Source organism: Nocardiopsis aegyptia, from assembly GCF_013410755.1.
GTDB classification, from domain to species: Bacteria; Actinomycetota; Actinomycetes; order Streptosporangiales; family Streptosporangiaceae; genus Nocardiopsis; species Nocardiopsis aegyptia.
On record NZ_JACCFS010000001.1, the window covers coordinates 4,351,270 to 4,366,738 of the forward strand.

Below are 15,469 nucleotides of genomic sequence, written 5' to 3' on the forward strand. Positions count from 1 at the left end.
CCGGCTCCCGTCAGCCCTGGCGGGGCGGCGGAGCCGTGGCACCGGGCATCTCGCGGGCAGGACGGATGTTGTGGTTGCGGTGGAAGACGTTGTCCGGGTCGAACTCGGTCTTGACCGCGCTCAACCGCGCGTAGTTGTCCTCACCGAAGCCGCGCACGACGCGCGCCTCCCCCTCGTCCCCGGTGAAGTTGAGGTACACGTCCCCGGTCGCCCACGGGCGCATGTCCGTGCGGATGTTCCGCACCCACCGGATCGCCTGGTCGTCGTCCTCGGGGTCCTCCCAGATCGCCAGCGGGTGGACCGCCCACGCGGAATGCCGCCACGGCAGCGGGTAGTCGGTCTCCGCCCGCCCGACGGCGCCGCCGAGCCGCCACATGGCGTGGGCCGTCGGTGAGGGGATGACCATGTCGTCGGCCCTGGCGCAGAACGCGTCGAGCGCGGGGTCGGGCATCGAGGCCAGGTGCTCCACCGACCAGTAGTTGCGGTAGCCGGGCGGGTCGTCGAGCGCCTTCTGCATGTCGGCGTAGGGCATGTCGGTGACCATCTCCACCTCCGGCCCCAACCGGAGCAGCGGCGCGGCCACGTCGCGCAGCGTCGACTCCGACCCCACACAGGTGAGCACCACACCGCACACCAGCTTCCCCACCAGCTCCTCCGGTACGAACGGCTCCGGCTGCGCGACGAGGTAGATCAGCCCACCACCGATCTCGTCGGGGGCCTGCGCCATGAAGTCCCGCCACACGCGCGCGACCTCGGGCCCGGACTCCGGCAGGAACAGCAGCAGGCCCAGGGAGAACTCCGGCATCGGGTGCAGCCGCAGCTCCATGTGGGTGGCGACGCCGAAGTTCCCGCCGCCGCCGTGCAGGGCCCAGAACAGCTCGGGGTTCTCGTCGGCGGCCGCGTGCACGAGGTCGCCCTCGGCGGTGACCAGGTCGACGCTGAGCAGGTTGTCGCAGGCCAGGCCGAACTTGCGCTCGATCCATCCCGACCCGCCGCCGAGGATGAAGCCGCCGACCCCGGTGGTCGAGACCCGGCCACCGGTCGTGGCCAGGCCGTGCCGGGTGGTCGCCTCGTCCATCTGTCCCATGACGGTGCCGCCGCCCACACGGACCTGCATCCGGTCCATATCGACCGTGACGTCGTGCATCCGGCGCATGTCGATGACCAGGCCGCCCTGGGTGAGGCTCATCCCGGCGACGCTGTGCCCGCCGCCGCGGACCGCGATCTCCAGGCCCTCCTCACGGGCGCACTCGATGCCGCGGCGCACGTCGTCGGTGCTCGCGCACTGGGCGATCACGGCGGGTCGGGTCTCGATCATCGCGTTGAAGAGCGTCCTCGCCTCCTCGAACCCGTCGTCGACGTTCGAGAACACCTCCCCGGAGAAACCGGAGCGCAGGTGCGCGAGCGCGGTGTCGGACAGGGGCTGTACTTTGAGCTGGGCCATGGCCGTCTCCCTCGTGACCAGGAGTGTGCTCCGGGGCCGGGACGGGTCCCGACTTCGGCGGTCCCGGAACACGGCGGACCGCCCACACCCCTACTCAGCACACTAGGCCCGTCGGACTCCGCGGATAAGACCGTTGGGCCTGGTCATCGCCGGTGTGCCCGCTCGCGGGGACGCGCGTGCGGACCCGAGCGGCGTGGCCGCGCGGCCGAAGCCCGGTGTGGTGGGCGATCGCCGTCCTCCGGCCGCGTCCCGAGGCGGTCACGGCCGGACCTGGCCGGAACCGGTCACGGCCGCCGACCGGGTGCCGGACAGGTATCGGTCACGGCCCCGCCGACGCCCTGACCAGGTGTCCATGTACCGGTTTCGGCCAGGTCCGAGGCCCCCGTCAGATCCTCCGGCCCGGTCAGGCCCCCGTGAGCGCAGGGCCGCCGACGCCGTTCTCCAGGCCCAGCCACGCGGCCATCTCGCCGAGCTGCGCGGTGAGCTCCTCCAGCGTCTCGGGCGGCGCGCCCTCCTCCAGCGTGATCCGCTGGGCCAGCAGCGTCCCCGAGGCCCGGTCGGCCTTGAGGTCGACCCGGGCCACCAGGTCCTCGCCCAGTAGGAACGGCAGCACGTAGTAGCCGTGCACCCGCTTGGCGGCGGGGACATAGATCTCCAGCCGGTACCGGAAGCGGAACAGCTCCTCGGCGCGATCGCGCGTCCACACCAGCGAGTCGAACGGGCTGAGCAGGGCGCGCGCGTCCACCCGGCGCGGCACGCGGGCGTCCCGGTGCAGGTAGGCGGTACGGTCCCAGCCCCGGACCCGGACCGGGACCAGCTCGCCGGAGTCGACGAGGTCGGCCACGGCCGCGCGCGACTCGACCCCCTTGAGCCGGAAGTAGTCGCGCAGGCAGGGCTCCGTGGCGATGCCGTGCGCGCGGGCGGCGATGGCCACCAGCTCCCGGTGGGCCTCCTCCGCCGACGGCTCCGGCGCCAGGTGGTGCTCGGCGGGCAGCACCCGCTCCGGCAGGTCGTAGCGGCGCTCGAACTGGGTGTTGCGCCCGTTGGAGGTGAGGTCGCCGATCCAGAACAGGTACTCCAGGCACTTCTTGACCTCGGACCAGTTCCAGCCCCAGTGCTCCTTCACCCGCGGGGCGTCGTGCGCGAGGGCGGCCTCCACCTCCCGGGCGGTGGCCGGACCGACCCGGCCGACCTCCTCCAGCACGGTCTTGACGAGGTGGGGCTTCTCCTCCCGGATGCCGTTCATCCAGCCCACGTGCTCCTGGGCGCGGTTGCGTTCCATCCGGTACCGCATCAACTGGCGGGTCGCGGGCGGGACCAGGCTGGCCTCGTGCGCCCAGCACTCCACCAGGCGGGCCGCGCCGGACCCCGCGGCGGTCGTGGTGGCGCGGTCGAGCAGGGCCGGGTCGTAGGCGCCCATGCGCGCGAACACCGGCAGGTACTGGCTGCGGGCCAGGACGTTCACGCTGTCGATCTGGAGGATGCCGACCCTGCGCACGACCCGGCCGAGGTGGGCCAGGGTGGGGGTACCGGCGGGCCGGCGGTCGGCGAATCCCTGGGCGGCCAGGGCGATCCGGCGGGCCTGGGACAGGGACAGCTCCGCGTCGCGGCGGGGGTGCGGTTCAGCCATGCCGCCACCGTAGCCCCCGCCCACGACACTCCGACGCGGGTCGGCCGGACGGCCGGCCCGTCCCGGGGCGGCCGGCCGCCTCCGCTCCCGCCCGTGGCTCATCCCATCCGGCGGTGCTGGTCCTCGGCCTTGGACGGTCCGGGCTCGGCCGGGCCGATCAGCGGCCCCGGCAGCGAAGGGTCGACCACGCCCTCCTCCAGCCAGGTGTAGGAGTCGTCCATCAGCCGACGCGACACCTTGCCGTCGATCTCGTCCGTGTTGGACCAGAGTCCGTCGAACAGGGCGTCGACGCGCAGCCGCGACTGCCGGCAGAACACGTCGGCCAACTCGAACGGGGTGGTGCCGCGCTCGGGCCGGGTGTCGGCGTCGTGACGCGCCCGCACGATCACCGCGCTCATCGCGAACAGCTCCGCGCCGATGTCCACGATCCTGGCCAGGAACCCCTGCTTGGTCTCCATCCGGCCCTGCCACCGCGACATCCCGTAGAACGTGGACCGGGCGAGCTTGCGCGCGGCGCGCTCGACGTACCGCAGGTGCCCGGCGACCGGCCCGAACTCCGCGAACGCCGACGGCACCTGCCCCTGCCCGACCACCAGGCCGGGCAGCCAGGAGGCGTAGAAGCCGCTCGCCTTGGCGACCGCCCGCGCCTTGTCGGAGCGGTCGGCCTCCGGATCGATGATGTCCCCGGCCACGGACAGGTGGGCGTCGACCGCCTCGCGGGCGATCATGAGGTGCATGATCTCGGTGGACCCCTCGAAGATCCGGTTGATGCGCAGGTCGCGTAGCATCTGTTCGGCGGGCACGCCGCGCTCGCCGCGCGCGGCCAGGGAGTCCGCGGTCTCGAAACCGCGGCCGCCCCGGACCTGGACGAGCTCGTCGGCGATCCGCCAGGCGTGCTCGGAGGCCCACAGCTTCGCGATGGCCGCCTCGATGCGGATGTCGTTGCGCTTGTCGTCGGCGAGCCGGCCGGCCAGCTCGACCATGGCGTCCATGGCGTAGGTGGTGGCGGCGATGGTGGAGATCTTCTTGGCCACCTCCTCGTGCTTGCCGACCGGGCGCCCCCACTGGACGCGTTCGCGCGCCCACTCGCGGGCGATCCGGGTCGCCCACTTGCCCGCGCCCACGCAGATGGCCGGCAGCGACAGGCGGCCGGTGTTGAGCGTGGACAGGGCGATGCGCAGGCCACGGCCCTCCTCGCCGATCCGGTTGGCGACCGGGACGCGCACCTGGTGCAGGCGGGTGACGCCGTTCTCCAGCCCGCGCAGGCCCATGAAGCGGTTGCGGTGCTCCACGGTGATGCCCGGGGAGTCGCCCTCCACGACGAACGCCGTGATGCCGCCCCGGTGGCCGGGCCCCTCCGGTACCCGCGCCATGACCACGAGCAGGTCGGCGACGACCCCGTTGGTGGTCCACAGCTTGACGCCGTCCAGGACGTAGGCCGTGCCGTCGTCGGTGGGCGTGGCGGTGGTCCGCAGCCGGGCCGGGTCGCTGCCCACGTCCGGTTCGGTGAGCAGGAACGCGCTGATGTCGTCGCGGGCGCAGCGCGGCAGGAACGCCTGCTTCTGCGCCTCGGTGCCGAACATGGCGACGGGTTGGGGGACGCCGATCGACTGGTGGGCCGAGAGCAGGGCGGCGATCGCGGGAGAGGCCGACCCGATCAGGGTGAGCGCGCGGTTGTAGTGGAGCTGTCCGAGCCCGAGCCCGCCGTACTCGACGGGGATCTTCATCCCGAACGCGCCCAGCTCGCGCAGGCCGCGCACGACCTCGTCGGGGATGCGCTCCTCGCGCTCGATGCGCTGGGCGTCGATGCCCTCGCAGAAGTCGCGCAGGCGGGCGAGGTAGGCCTCGCCGTCGCGGTCGGCGGCCTCGTCGCCGGGCAGGGGATGGATCAGGTCGAGGCGGAAGCGGCCGAGGAAGAGTTCCTTGGCGAAGCTGGGCCGCTCCCAGGCGCTCTCGCGGGCCTGTTCGGCGACGGCGCGGGCACGCCGTTCGTCGACCTCGGGCTCGGCGGGGGTCGTGGCATCGGGTTCGACGGTCGACATGGGTCGCTCACCTCACTGGCGGGGGTGTCGCACTGTGGTCTGCATCACAGCCCTACCCGCCGGTACCACCGCTGACGCCTGGCCTTGCGGTCCTGAGCACGAAGGACGACATCTGTAGAGAAAAACCTTTGGCCCGATGCGAACCAGTGGGAGCGGTGGGCCGTCCTAGTTCACGAGCGACGGAATCCCTCGGGTTATGCGCTGGGAGGTCGCGACGCCCCGGTGCGGAGGACGGCCGCACCGGGGCGTTTGTTCGGGGCGCTTCACGCCGGGTCCTTCGTCGTCGCCCGCGCCTGCGCTCGTTCCTCGCTCCGGCTTGGCTCCTCCTGCAGGCACCGGCGCGCCCCTCACACCCTGCTTGCCTTGGGCCGCCGCTCGTTCCTCGCTTTGGCCCGGATAGACCCCCTGGGGTCCCGTGAGCGGGACTGCTGACCTTCAACCCTCTGGGGCACGCCGACCTCCCGGAGGGTGAGCGGTCCAGGTGGGGGGTGTCGGCGCGGTGGCCTAGGCTTCTGGTGTGCGTATCGCGACATGGAATGTGAACAGTGCCCGGGCGAGGACCGAGCGGATCGGCGCCTGGCTGGACCGGAGCGACGTCGACGTCCTCGCCATCCAGGAGACGAAGGCCCGCGACGACCAGTTCCCCGCCTCCGTCTTCACCGACCGCGGATACGAGGTGGCCCACCACGGGCTCTCCCAGTGGAACGGGGTCGCGATCGCCTCCCGGGTCGGCCTCGCCGACGTGCAGATCGGGTTCCCCGGTCAGCCCGGCTACGGCGAGCCGGAGGAGGTCGAGGCGCGCGCCATCGGCGCCACCTGCGCGGGCGTGCAGGTGTGGAGCCTGTACGTGCCCAACGGCCGCGAGATCGACCACCCGCACTACGCGTACAAGCTGCGCTGGCTGGAGGCGCTGCGGGAGGCGGGCGCGGCCAGGCTGGCCGAGGACCCCCGGGCGCAGGTCGCCTACGTCGGGGACTTCAACATCGCCCCCGAGGACATGGACGTGTGGGACATGGCCGAGTTCGAGGGCAAGACCCACGTCACCGAGCCCGAGCGCGCCGCGTTCACCAAGCTCGTCGACGCCGGGTTCGCCGAGGTCGTGCGTCAGTACACCCCCGGTCCCGGTGTGTACACCTACTGGGACTACAAGGCCCTGTCCTTCCCCAAGCGCAAGGGCATGCGCATCGACTTCGTCCTCGCCTCCCCGGCGCTGAGCGAACGCGTGAGCGGGGCCCGGATCGACCGCGAGGAGCGCAAGGGCAAGGGCGCCTCCGACCACGCCCCGGTCATCGTCGAGCTGGACGGGGAGGCCGACGCATGAGCCGCGCACCCCGTATCGCCGTCTTCGGCAGCGTGAACATGGACCTGGTCGCCTACGTGGACCAGGTGCCCTCCAGCGGTGAGACCGTCACCGGCACGGCGTTCCGCCAGGTGCCCGGCGGCAAGGGCGCCAACCAGGCGGTCGCGGCGGCGCGCGCCGGCGCCGACACCGCCTTCCTCGGGGCGGTCGGCGACGACTCCTTCGGCGAGGCGCTGCGCGCCAACCTCGTGGACTGCGACATCGACGTGTCCGGCCTGCGCACGGCCCCGGGCGCGTCCGGTGTGGCGCACATCGTCGTGGACGGCGGTGGCGGCAACTCCATCATCGTCGTGCCCGGCGCCAACGGCACGGTCACCGCGTCGGCCGAGAGTGACGCCGCGGTCATCGGCGCCCACGACGCCCTGCTGCTCCAGTTGGAGCTGCCGATGGCGGCCGTGGTCGACGCCGCGCGGACCGGGCGCCGGCTGGGTGTGCCGGTCTACCTGACGCCCGCCCCTGCCCGCGAACTGCCGGCCGAACTGCTGGAGTCGGTGGACGTGCTGGTGCCCAACGAGCACGAGGCCGCCGCGATCACCGGACTCACCGATCCCTATGAGGCCCTGGACGCCCTGGTCGAGCTGGTGCCCGAGGTGCTGCTGACCATGGGAGGGGCGGGTGCGCTGCACGGCAGCCGGGGATCGAAGCCGGTGCACGTGCCCGCGCGCAAGGTCGAGGCCGTGGACACCACCGCCGCCGGCGACACCTACTGCGGCGCGTTCGCCGTGGCCCGTGCCGAGGGCCGCACACCCGAGGACGCGATGCGCTTCGCCGCGGCCGCCGCCGCGCTGTCGGTCCAGCGGCACGGGGCCGCGTCGTCCATCCCGACCCGGGCGGAGATCGCCGCCTACGTCGCCGCCGACGCCTGATCCGTCGCGCGAGGGCCCGGCCGCCGTGTGCGGCCGGGCCCTGTCGCGTGTCGTCCGGCGTCGGTTCCCGAAGGATCATCGCCACGGTGTCCCAGAAGGTGGACGCCCGGGACGGGAGCGGCCACCGTACGCGGTCGTGCCGTGCGAGGAACCGGCCGTACCCGTTTCCCCATGAGAGGCGCCCGCCGCCTCGCACGGCCTTCTCCTTCGCGAGAACCCGCGAACCTCAGTCGGGCCGAGGCGCCGACCATCCGAAGCGGGTGCACCGCGCCGAGGCGTCGAGGCCCATCCACGAACCGTCCCCGAGCACGGTGAGGAGATCGGAGTACCTGTACGGCTCGGGGAGCGGCCCCAGCACGCGTCCTGTCGCCACGTCCACGGCGTGGTTCTAGTGGAAGTCCGAGTCGTACGGGCTGCCGTCCTCGGGAGCGACGACCTCCCCGGTCACGGCGACGACCGCGGTGCGGTCGTCGAGGAAGTCGGCGGCGTACTCGCCGACGAGGAGGGATTCGAACCGCTCCTCGTCGTAGCCGAACGCGTCGACGCCGACCCGGGAGAGCGGATCGCCGCTCGGGAAGGCGTGGAAGGTGACCTCGTGGTCGCGGTCGAGGAGGAACACTCGGCCGCCGGGGGAGGGGTCGAAGAGGAAGCCGGTGCCGGTTCGGGCCAGGCCGCACCGTCGCGGGCGGGTGCCGTGAAGGTGTGGGCACGGATCTCGGTGGCGGAGAACGTGGTCAGGACGCGCACTGAGTGCTCCGTGGGGTCGGTGGGACGCGTGGCCAGTACGAGTGGCGTCGGCCCTGGAACAGCCAGGTGCCGTCGCCGAGTACCTGGACGTTCCTGTGCCGGCACGCCCCGGGCAGCGGGCCGACCACGCGGCCGGTGGCGGCCTCGACGACGTGGTTCTCGTGGAAGCCCTCGCCGTAGTCGTCGTGGACGTCGACGACGGCCGTGTCCGCGTCCAGGAAGCCGGCGGTGTGGCAGCCGATCTCCAGGTCGTGCTCCCGCACGAAGGCGTCGTCGTAGCCGAAGTCCCCGATCGTGACGCGGCTGGTCACGGTTCCGTGTGGGAAGGCGCGGAAGGTGACGCTGTCGTCGTTCTCCGCGGTGGCGAGGAAGCGGCCGTCGGGGGAGAGGTCGTGCAGGAAGCCCTCGAACCCGTACCGGACCACGGTGAGCGTTCCGTCGACCCGAAACCGTGCGCGGAAGGTGTGCTCGTCCACTGTGTCCATGGGAGAGAGGCTCAGTAGGAGGTGCTCGCCGTCCGGATGCGGGAACAGCGATCCCGCCCAGTAGCCCGCGCGGCCCAGATCCGTTCGGGCGAGCACGGCACCGGTGGCCGCGTCGAGGGCGTGCAGCCGGTCCGTGGCACCGGATCCGAAGTAGGGGCCGGGCCGATGGAGCCAGACCACGCTCCCGTCACGCGAGAAGGCGCATGTGGCACAGCGGGACGGGCCGACGGGGTCGTCGGACGAACCGAGGGCCAGGCGCCACAGCACGTCCCCGTCGCGTCGGACGCGGACGAGTTCGTCGGGGGTGGTGTAGACGGCGCCGCGCAGGTCCGGCGCGGTGTCGGCCCGGAGCGGGCGGCCGGCGGTCGGGAAGCTCGCGGTCGGCTCGACGGGCTCCCCGTCCTCCCGTGGGGGTCCGGTCGGGGCGAAGGCGAGCAACCGGCCGTCGGCGATGGAGGTGTGGACGCGCGGAGCGGGCATGCGGTCACGGTAGCGCCTGTGGCGTACGGTCACCGGTGCGGTGCCGACGGTGGGTGAGTGCGGGCAGGGGTGGAGGCGCCGCACGAGCTGTGCGGGCGGTCACGTGGTGTGGGAGCGCGGAGCGTCGGGCGAGGGCGCCGATCGTGCCGGGCGGCGGCACGACCGCCTCGCGGGCGCGTCCGTCAGGGAGCGTGCCCGATCTGCTTCAGGAACGGGGCCGGGTCCTGGTTCTGGAGTCGGACCTCCAGGACGATGTCGACGTTCTCGCCGACGAGCGTGCCGCCCCAGGGGAGCTCGCTGCCGAGACCTACCCCGAAGTCGGACAGGCTGATCTGGGTCGTCGCCGAGAAGAAGTGCCCGTAGGTGTCCTCCGGGGAGACGTAGTCGGGGGACTCGCCGACCCACTGGGCGTTCAGGGCGACCGGGACGGTGGTGCCGTGGATGGTCAGGTCCCCGTACAGCCGGAAGGCGTACCGGCCGCGTCGGCTCTGCTCGAAGCCCGTCGACACGAAGTGGATCTCCGGGTGGTGGTCGACGTCCAGGAAGTCGGCGGAGCGCAGGTGGGCGTCGCGGGCGCCGACCCCGGTGTTGATGCTCCCGGCCTCCAGCGTCACCTCGACGCTGGACTCGGCGGGGTTCTCGGCGACGACGACCTGGCCCTCGGCGCGGCCGAACGTGCCCTGGACCCGGCCGTAGCGCAGGTAGTGGGCGACGAAGATCAGGCTGGAGTGAAGCGGGTCCAGGTGCCAGGTCCCCGGCCTGGGTCCCACTTCGGGAGGAGCTGACGTCATATCCGTTATCTCCCTTATGTCGCGTCTGTGGCTTTTGTCCACACACCTTAGGTCGGACGCCCCACCGGAGCGCCAGGTTCCGGGACACATGAACACGAGATCTTCGACTCGATCCCCATATTCTCCGCGGCCCGGAACCGATCGCACACGGGCGTGAACCCCCTGGTGGGAGATGCCGAGGAGCGGCTGTGAGTTCTCTCGCACACCGGTCGGCGGCCGGATCCGGCCAGGTCGGAGGTCCCTCCGCACACCCCCCGCCCCCGTACAGGCCCCTGGACTCGCGCGCACGCACGTGCACACACGCCCCCACGCACAGGCAGAGGGGCCGCCCTCGCGGGCGGCCCCTCTGTGTGGTCGGACGGCGGGCCTGACGGCCCTCGTGCCTACATGTGCTCGGGCGCGTTGACCCCCAGCAGGTCCAGGCCCTGCACCAGCACGCGCAACGCCACCGCGATCAGAGCCAGGCGCGACTCGCGCTCGGCGTCGGTGGGCGCGGTGAGCACCGGGCAGTGCTCGTAGAACGTGGTGAGCGCCTGCGCCAGCTCGAACAGGTACGCCGACAGACGGTGCGGCTGGAGCAGGTCGCCGACCTGCGCCACCACGCCGCCGAAGCCCAGCAGCTTGAGCGCGAGGTCGCGCTCCGCGGCCTCGGAGACGGTGATCTCCCCGCGCGCCGACCCGGCGTCCATCCCGCCCTTGCGGAAGATGGACCGGATCCGGGCCTGCGCGTACTGCAGGTACGGGCCGGTGTTGCCGGTCAGTGCCAGCATGCGGTCGAAGTCGAAGGTGTACTCGGTGTCGTGCGAGACCGACAGGTCCGCGTACTTGACCGCGCCGATGCCGACGTCGTAGGCGATCTCCGCCTGCTCGGCGGCGCTGAGGTCGGGCCGGTTCTCGGCGACGACCGCGGCGGCGCGTTCGACGGCCTCCTCCAGCAGCTGCATGAGGCGGACCGGGGCGCCGCTGCGGGTGCGCAGGATCTTGCCGTCGCTGCCCAGCACGTTGCCGATCTGCACGTGCGTGGTCTCGACGCCCTCCGGCAGCCACCCCGCCTTGCGGGCGGTGGCCCAGACCATCTTGAAGTGCATGGCCTGCGGGGCACCGACGACGTACAGGATGCGGTCGGCCTTGAGGTCCTCCACCCGGTAGCGGACCGTGGCCAGGTCGGTGGTGGCGTAACCGTAGCCGCCGTCGCTCTTGCGGATGATCAGCGGGACCGGCTTGTCCTCGCGGCCGGTGAAGCCGTCGAGGAACACGCACAGGGCGCCGTCGCTGACCTCGGCGATGCCCTTGGCCTCCAGCTCGTCGCACACGTCGGCGAGCATGGCGTTGTACGTGCTCTCACCCGCGAGGTTCTCGTCGGTGAGGGTGACGCCGAGCTTGCTGTAGACCTTGTTGAAGTAGACCTTCGACAGGCCGACGAGCTTGCTCCACAGGCGCAGCGTCTCCTCGTCGCCGCCCTGGAGGGCGACCACGCGGCGCCGTGCGCGGGCGGCGAAGTCGTCCACCTCGGGACCGGAGGAGTCGAACTTGGTGCGCGCCGCCTGGTAGAAGGCGTTGGGGTCGGTGGTGAGCAGGTCCGCGTCCGCGGACTCCTCGCCGACCTCCAGCAGGTGCTCGATGAGCATGCCGAAGGGCGTGCCCCAGTCACCGATGTGGTTCTGCCGGATGACGTTGTGGCCCAGGAACTCCAGGGTGCGGGCCAGGGAGTCGCCCACCACGGTGGTGCGCAGGTGCCCGACGTGCATCTCCTTGGCCACGTTGGGCGCGGAGTAGTCGAGCGGGATGTTCAGCCGTTCCTGCTGGGGGACGCCCAGGCGGGGGTCGTCCAGCAGCTGACGGGTCTGCCCGGCGATCCAGTCCTCGCGCAGGGTCAGGTTGATGAAGCCCGGCCCGCTGACCTCGACGTCGCGGCAGACGTCGGCCACGTCCAGGTGTTCCATGATCGCCGCGGACACCTCGCGCGGCTTTCGGCCCAGTCGCTTGGCGAGCGCGAGTGCGGCGTTCGCCTGGTAGTCGGCGAACTGGGACGGGCGGATGACGGGGTCGGTGTCGGCGAACTCGGGACCGAAGGCGGCGCCGAGGGCGGACTGGACCCGTCGCGAGAGTACTTCCTGCGGGTCGGCCATGGCACAAGCGTACCGACGGGCGGCCCCCTCCCCGTCCGGTTCGAGCCCGGTCCCGGTCCGGATCAGGCCCGGATCCGGTCAGTTTCCGCCCGGATGGCGCCCGGGCGATGCCTGGAGCCGACCGGCTGACGCCCGGAGCCGTCCGGACGACGCCCGCGTCGCCGGCGGGTCAGCGGGTGACGGCGGCGAGGGCCTCGACGCACGCGAGGAGCAGGGCCTCGTCCTCGCCGACGAGGTCCGGTTCGATCGTCTCCTCGGCCCGCAGGCCGTGGCGGCGCGGCTCGTCCAGCTCCCGGCGCAGCGCCGGCGCCGCAGCGGCGGCGGCCGGACCCATGTCCCGCAGGGCGTGGGCGACCTCCACCGTGGGGTGGTCCTCGAAGTCCTCGACGAGCGCGTGCAGGTCCTGGCCCTCGGTATCGCTGCTGCTGACGGCGCCGGCCTCCGGCTCGGCGATCTGTCCCGCCGCTTCCAGGAACCCGGCGGTGTCCGCCCCCGTGCCGGAGGCGGTCGGCAGTGCTTCGACCGCCTCGATCAGGGACCGGTGGTCTCCGCGCCATCCCGCGACGAGATCGGTGGCGGCGGACAGGACGGACGCGCGGTCCCACTCGTCGGGCTCGTGCAGGAGCCGGACGAGCAGGGCGGCGCGGTGTCCGACGTGGTCGCCCAGGGTCAGGCTCACCTCGTCCGGGCTCATCGACCCGCGCCACTCGTCGCCGACACCGCAGGTCCGGGGGCCGTCGGCGCGAGCGGACGAGAGCCTCTCGGCCCGTGCTTCGGCCCGTGCTTCGGCCCGGGCCCGGCGCATGGTCGCGGCCAGGGTCTCCGCGTCCACGGGCAGGGGGTCGGAGGATCGCCGGGCGAGCTCCATGAGGGCCCTGAGCTGGACGCCGGGGCGCGAGTGGGCGGTCGCGGTCTCGGCGAGCCGTTCCAGGACGGTGGTGCGGACGGTCGCCGGGACCCGCGCGGCGGTGATCCCGAGCCCGGTCACGACGACGTCCAGGACCTCGGCGTTCGCTTCGTCGCGGAGCCGTTCCAGGAGCGTGTCGACGGTGGCGGCCTCCAGCGGTCCCGACGCCGCCGCCAGGAACGCGCCGCAGCGGACGTCGGCGTCCGGGTCGTCGAGCAGCCGCAGGAAGAACGGGCGTCCGGCGGAGACGGCGAGGGCCGCCCCGGCGTCCTGGTCGCCCCGCGCGGCCGCCTCCGCGTAGTCGTCGGGGTACCGGGGATGGACGTTGTTGTCGGTGAAGACCCACTCGAAGTAGGCCCCGTGGATGTCGTTGAGGAGGGTCAGTTCGTAGCTGTCGACTCCGCCCAGGTCCGCGAGCAGGGAGAGCAGTTCCGCCCGGTCCCTCCCCTCGACCCGCTCGGCGGCCTGGAGGAGGAAGGGGACCGCCGCGACCGTGGAGTCGTACACGTCGCCCTGGTGGTGGACCGCCCCGACGAAGTCGGCCATCGCCTTCGCGTCACCGGAGGCGAGCCCGCGGAGCATGTCCGGCACGTCCGTCGCGGGTCCGTAGGCGTGGTGCAGCGCGGCCCAGTCGATCTCGTCCAGTCCGGAAAGGTCGGGCACGGTCGTCCTCCTGCTCGGTCATGCGGCTGTCGTCGTAGGACGGGGGTGCGGGGGGAGGGGTTCCCGGGTTCCCGCGAATGCCGTGTACGGGCGGGCGGGCCGTTGTTAGGGTGGGCGGCATGCAGCGCGCCTTTGTGACGACGACGCCGGAGAGTCCCCCGGCGCGCTGACCGATGCCTGATCGAAGCCCCGGGGCGAGTGCCCCGGGGCTTCGTCCTGTGGTCGCTCGCTCCACCGAACGCGAGGAGACCACGATGACCGACGCGACCAACGCACCCGCCCCGGCCGATGCGCCTGGCCTCGACGCACCCGGCCACGACCACGCCCGCGACCACCGCCGGATCGGTCGAGAGCTGGAACTGTTCGGCACCGACCCGCTGATCGGAGCGGGCCTGCCGTACTGGCTGCCCGACGGCGCCACCGTGCGCCACGCTCTGGAGGAGTACGTGCGCGCCGAGGAGCGGCGGGCGGGGTATCGGCACGTGTACTCGCCGGTGCTCGGCAAACGAGAGCTGTACGAGCTGTCGGGGCACTGGGCGCACTACCGCGACGACATGTTCCCGCCGATGGAGATGGGTTCGGAACAGGTGCTGCTGCGGCCCAGCCTGTGCCCCCACCACGCGCTGATCTACCGTTCCCGCTCCCGCAGCCACCGGGAGCTGCCGTTGCGCATGGCCGAGCTGGGCGCGATGTACCGCTCCGAGCTCTCCGGGGTGCTCGGGGGACTGACCCGGGTGCGGGCGATCCAGCTCAACGACGCGCACGTGTTCTGCACCCCGGAGCAGGTCGCCGCCGAGGCGGAGGCGGCCCTGGGCATGATCCGCCGGGCCTACCGGGCGCTCGGCATCCAGCCGAGCCGCTACCGGTTGTCCCTCCCGTCGCCCACCATCGCCCATCGGGCGCTTCGCGGGTCGGATGGGCTACCGCCCTCGACCGACGCCTCCGGCGCGGCCCCCTTCCCGTCGCCCGCCATCGCCCATCGGGCGCTTCGCGGGTCGGATGGGCTACCGCCCTCAACCGACGCCTCCGGCGCGGCCCCCTTCCCGTCGCCCGCCATCGCCCATCGGGCGCTTCGCGGGTCGGATGGGCTACCGCCCTCAACCGACGCCTCCGGCGCGGCCCCCTTCCCGTCGCCCGCCATCGCCCATCGGGCGCTTCGCGGGTCGGATGGGCTACCGCCCTCGACCGACGCCTCCGGCGCGGCCCCCTTCCCTGGGCCAGGAGGCAAGTACGTCGACGATCCGGAGCTGTGGCGGCGCTCCACCGAGGTGCTCACCGAGGTCCTGGAGCGCTCCGGTGTCCCCTACGAGGCCGTGGAGGGGGAAGCGGCGTTCTACGGGCCCAAGATCGACGTGCAGATCGCCGACGGCGCCGGACGCGAGTCCACCCTGTCCACCGTCCAGGTGGACTTCCACCAGCCACGGCAGTTCGGGCTGTCCTACGTCGGGCCGGACGGGGCCGGTCACCGACCGGTCATGGTGCACCGCAGCGTCATCGGCAGCGTGGAGCGGGCCGTCGCCCACCTGCTCGAACAGCACGGAGGTGCCTTCCCGCCCTGGCTCGCCCCCGTGCAGGTGGTGGCCCTGCCGATCTCTGCGGCCGAGGCCGACGCCGCCGCGGACCTCGTCCGGCGGTGCGAGGACCTCGGCCTGCGCGCCGAGGCGGTCGGTCCCGACCGCGGCGGCCTGGGCGCCCGCATCCGGCGGGCCCGCCTGGTGCCCTACCAGGCCGTCGTCGGCGCACGGGAGGCCGCCGACGGATCGGTCGCCCTGCGCCTGCGCGACGGCCGCCGGCTGGAGCCGATGCCCGTGGCGGAGGCGCTGAGCAGGATCGCCGCCCGCGTGGCCGCCCACGACACCACCCTGTGGGAGGGCACCGGCGCGTAGCGCCGCCCGGAGTGCGTCGCCGGTGGGCGCACTACGTTG

Annotated in this window: 12 protein-coding genes; 3 read left to right on the forward strand and 9 right to left on the reverse strand. The window is 72.8% G+C overall.

The annotated features are described in order from the left end of the window. Nucleotides 1-10: 10 nt before the first annotated feature. From HNR10_RS19455 to HNR10_RS19465, 3 genes are all read right to left on the reverse strand, one after another. Entirely contained in the window at nucleotides 11-1,444 is a 1,434-nt protein-coding gene (locus HNR10_RS19455) for an FAD-binding oxidoreductase (protein WP_179825613.1), read from the reverse strand. A gap of 403 nt (nucleotides 1,445-1,847) precedes the next feature. After that, nucleotides 1,848-3,074 carry a winged helix-turn-helix domain-containing protein gene (locus HNR10_RS19460; RefSeq protein WP_179825615.1) on the reverse strand — a complete coding sequence of 409 codons (1,227 nt, stop codon included), beginning with the start codon at nucleotides 3,072-3,074 and terminating at the stop codon, nucleotides 1,848-1,850. Nucleotides 3,075-3,172: 98 nt separating this feature from the next. Continuing rightward, a complete protein-coding gene (locus HNR10_RS19465) occupies nucleotides 3,173-5,116 on the reverse strand; it encodes an acyl-CoA dehydrogenase family protein (RefSeq protein ID WP_179825617.1) in 1,944 nt (647 codons plus the stop codon). Between the two features lie 517 nt (nucleotides 5,117-5,633). Here HNR10_RS19465 and HNR10_RS19470 point away from each other — a divergent pair. Together HNR10_RS19470 and rbsK are read left to right on the forward strand one after the other, a co-directional pair. Then, nucleotides 5,634-6,437 carry an exodeoxyribonuclease III gene (locus tag HNR10_RS19470; protein WP_179825619.1) on the forward strand — a complete coding sequence of 268 codons (804 nt, stop codon included), beginning with the start codon at nucleotides 5,634-5,636 and terminating at the stop codon, nucleotides 6,435-6,437. Continuing rightward, the gene (gene rbsK, locus HNR10_RS19475; protein ID WP_179825621.1) at nucleotides 6,434-7,342 is read left to right on the forward strand and encodes a ribokinase; all 909 of its coding nucleotides are present in this window, start codon (nucleotides 6,434-6,436) and stop codon (nucleotides 7,340-7,342) included. The genes HNR10_RS19470 and rbsK overlap by 4 nt, the downstream gene beginning before the upstream one ends. Before the next feature lie 226 nt (nucleotides 7,343-7,568). On the opposite strand, the gene HNR10_RS19480 is transcribed toward rbsK, so the two are convergent. The 6 genes from HNR10_RS19480 to HNR10_RS19505 all read right to left on the reverse strand — a co-directional run bounded on the left by HNR10_RS19480 (nucleotide 7,569) and on the right by HNR10_RS19505 (nucleotide 13,544). After that, nucleotides 7,569-7,721, reverse strand: coding sequence for a hypothetical protein (locus HNR10_RS19480; protein ID WP_179825623.1), 153 nt, complete (start codon nucleotides 7,719-7,721; stop codon nucleotides 7,569-7,571). A 9-nt stretch (nucleotides 7,722-7,730) separates the two neighbouring features. Further along, the gene (locus tag HNR10_RS19485) at nucleotides 7,731-7,961 is read right to left on the reverse strand and encodes a hypothetical protein (protein WP_179825625.1); all 231 of its coding nucleotides are present in this window, start codon (nucleotides 7,959-7,961) and stop codon (nucleotides 7,731-7,733) included. Nucleotides 7,962-8,076: 115 nt separating this feature from the next. After that, nucleotides 8,077-9,054, reverse strand: coding sequence for a hypothetical protein (locus tag HNR10_RS19490; RefSeq protein WP_179825627.1), 978 nt, complete (start codon nucleotides 9,052-9,054; stop codon nucleotides 8,077-8,079). Nucleotides 9,055-9,236: 182 nt separating this feature from the next. Then, entirely contained in the window at nucleotides 9,237-9,845 is a 609-nt protein-coding gene (locus HNR10_RS19495) for a YceI family protein (protein ID WP_179825629.1), read from the reverse strand. A 383-nt stretch (nucleotides 9,846-10,228) separates the two neighbouring features. Next, nucleotides 10,229-11,974 carry an arginine--tRNA ligase gene (gene argS, locus HNR10_RS19500; protein ID WP_179825631.1) on the reverse strand — a complete coding sequence of 582 codons (1,746 nt, stop codon included), beginning with the start codon at nucleotides 11,972-11,974 and terminating at the stop codon, nucleotides 10,229-10,231. 169 nt (nucleotides 11,975-12,143) lie between these two features. Further along, entirely contained in the window at nucleotides 12,144-13,544 is a 1,401-nt protein-coding gene (locus tag HNR10_RS19505) for a hypothetical protein (protein WP_179825633.1), read from the reverse strand. Between the two features lie 254 nt (nucleotides 13,545-13,798). Between HNR10_RS19505 and HNR10_RS19510 the strand changes: the two genes are divergently transcribed. Then, on the forward strand, nucleotides 13,799-15,430 hold the full coding sequence (locus HNR10_RS19510) for an aminoacyl--tRNA ligase-related protein (protein WP_179825634.1): 1,632 nt from the start codon (nucleotides 13,799-13,801) through the stop codon (nucleotides 15,428-15,430). The last annotated feature ends 39 nt before the right edge of the window (nucleotides 15,431-15,469 follow it).

Coding starts and splice junctions, on each gene's coding strand:
- HNR10_RS19460 (WP_179825615.1), bottom strand. CDS start 3,074: ATGGCTGAACCGCACCCCCGCCGCGACGCGGAGCTGTCCCTGTCCCAG.
- HNR10_RS19465 (WP_179825617.1), bottom strand. CDS start 5,116: ATGTCGACCGTCGAACCCGATGCCACGACCCCCGCCGAGCCCGAGGTC.
- HNR10_RS19495 (WP_179825629.1), bottom strand. CDS start 9,845: ATGACGTCAGCTCCTCCCGAAGTGGGACCCAGGCCGGGGACCTGGCAC.
- HNR10_RS19455 (WP_179825613.1), bottom strand. CDS start 1,444: ATGGCCCAGCTCAAAGTACAGCCCCTGTCCGACACCGCGCTCGCGCAC.
- HNR10_RS19490 (WP_179825627.1), bottom strand. CDS start 9,054: ATGCCCGCTCCGCGCGTCCACACCTCCATCGCCGACGGCCGGTTGCTC.
- HNR10_RS19510 (WP_179825634.1), top strand. CDS start 13,799: ATGACCGACGCGACCAACGCACCCGCCCCGGCCGATGCGCCTGGCCTC.
- rbsK (WP_179825621.1), top strand. CDS start 6,434: ATGAGCCGCGCACCCCGTATCGCCGTCTTCGGCAGCGTGAACATGGAC.
- argS (WP_179825631.1), bottom strand. CDS start 11,974: ATGGCCGACCCGCAGGAAGTACTCTCGCGACGGGTCCAGTCCGCCCTC.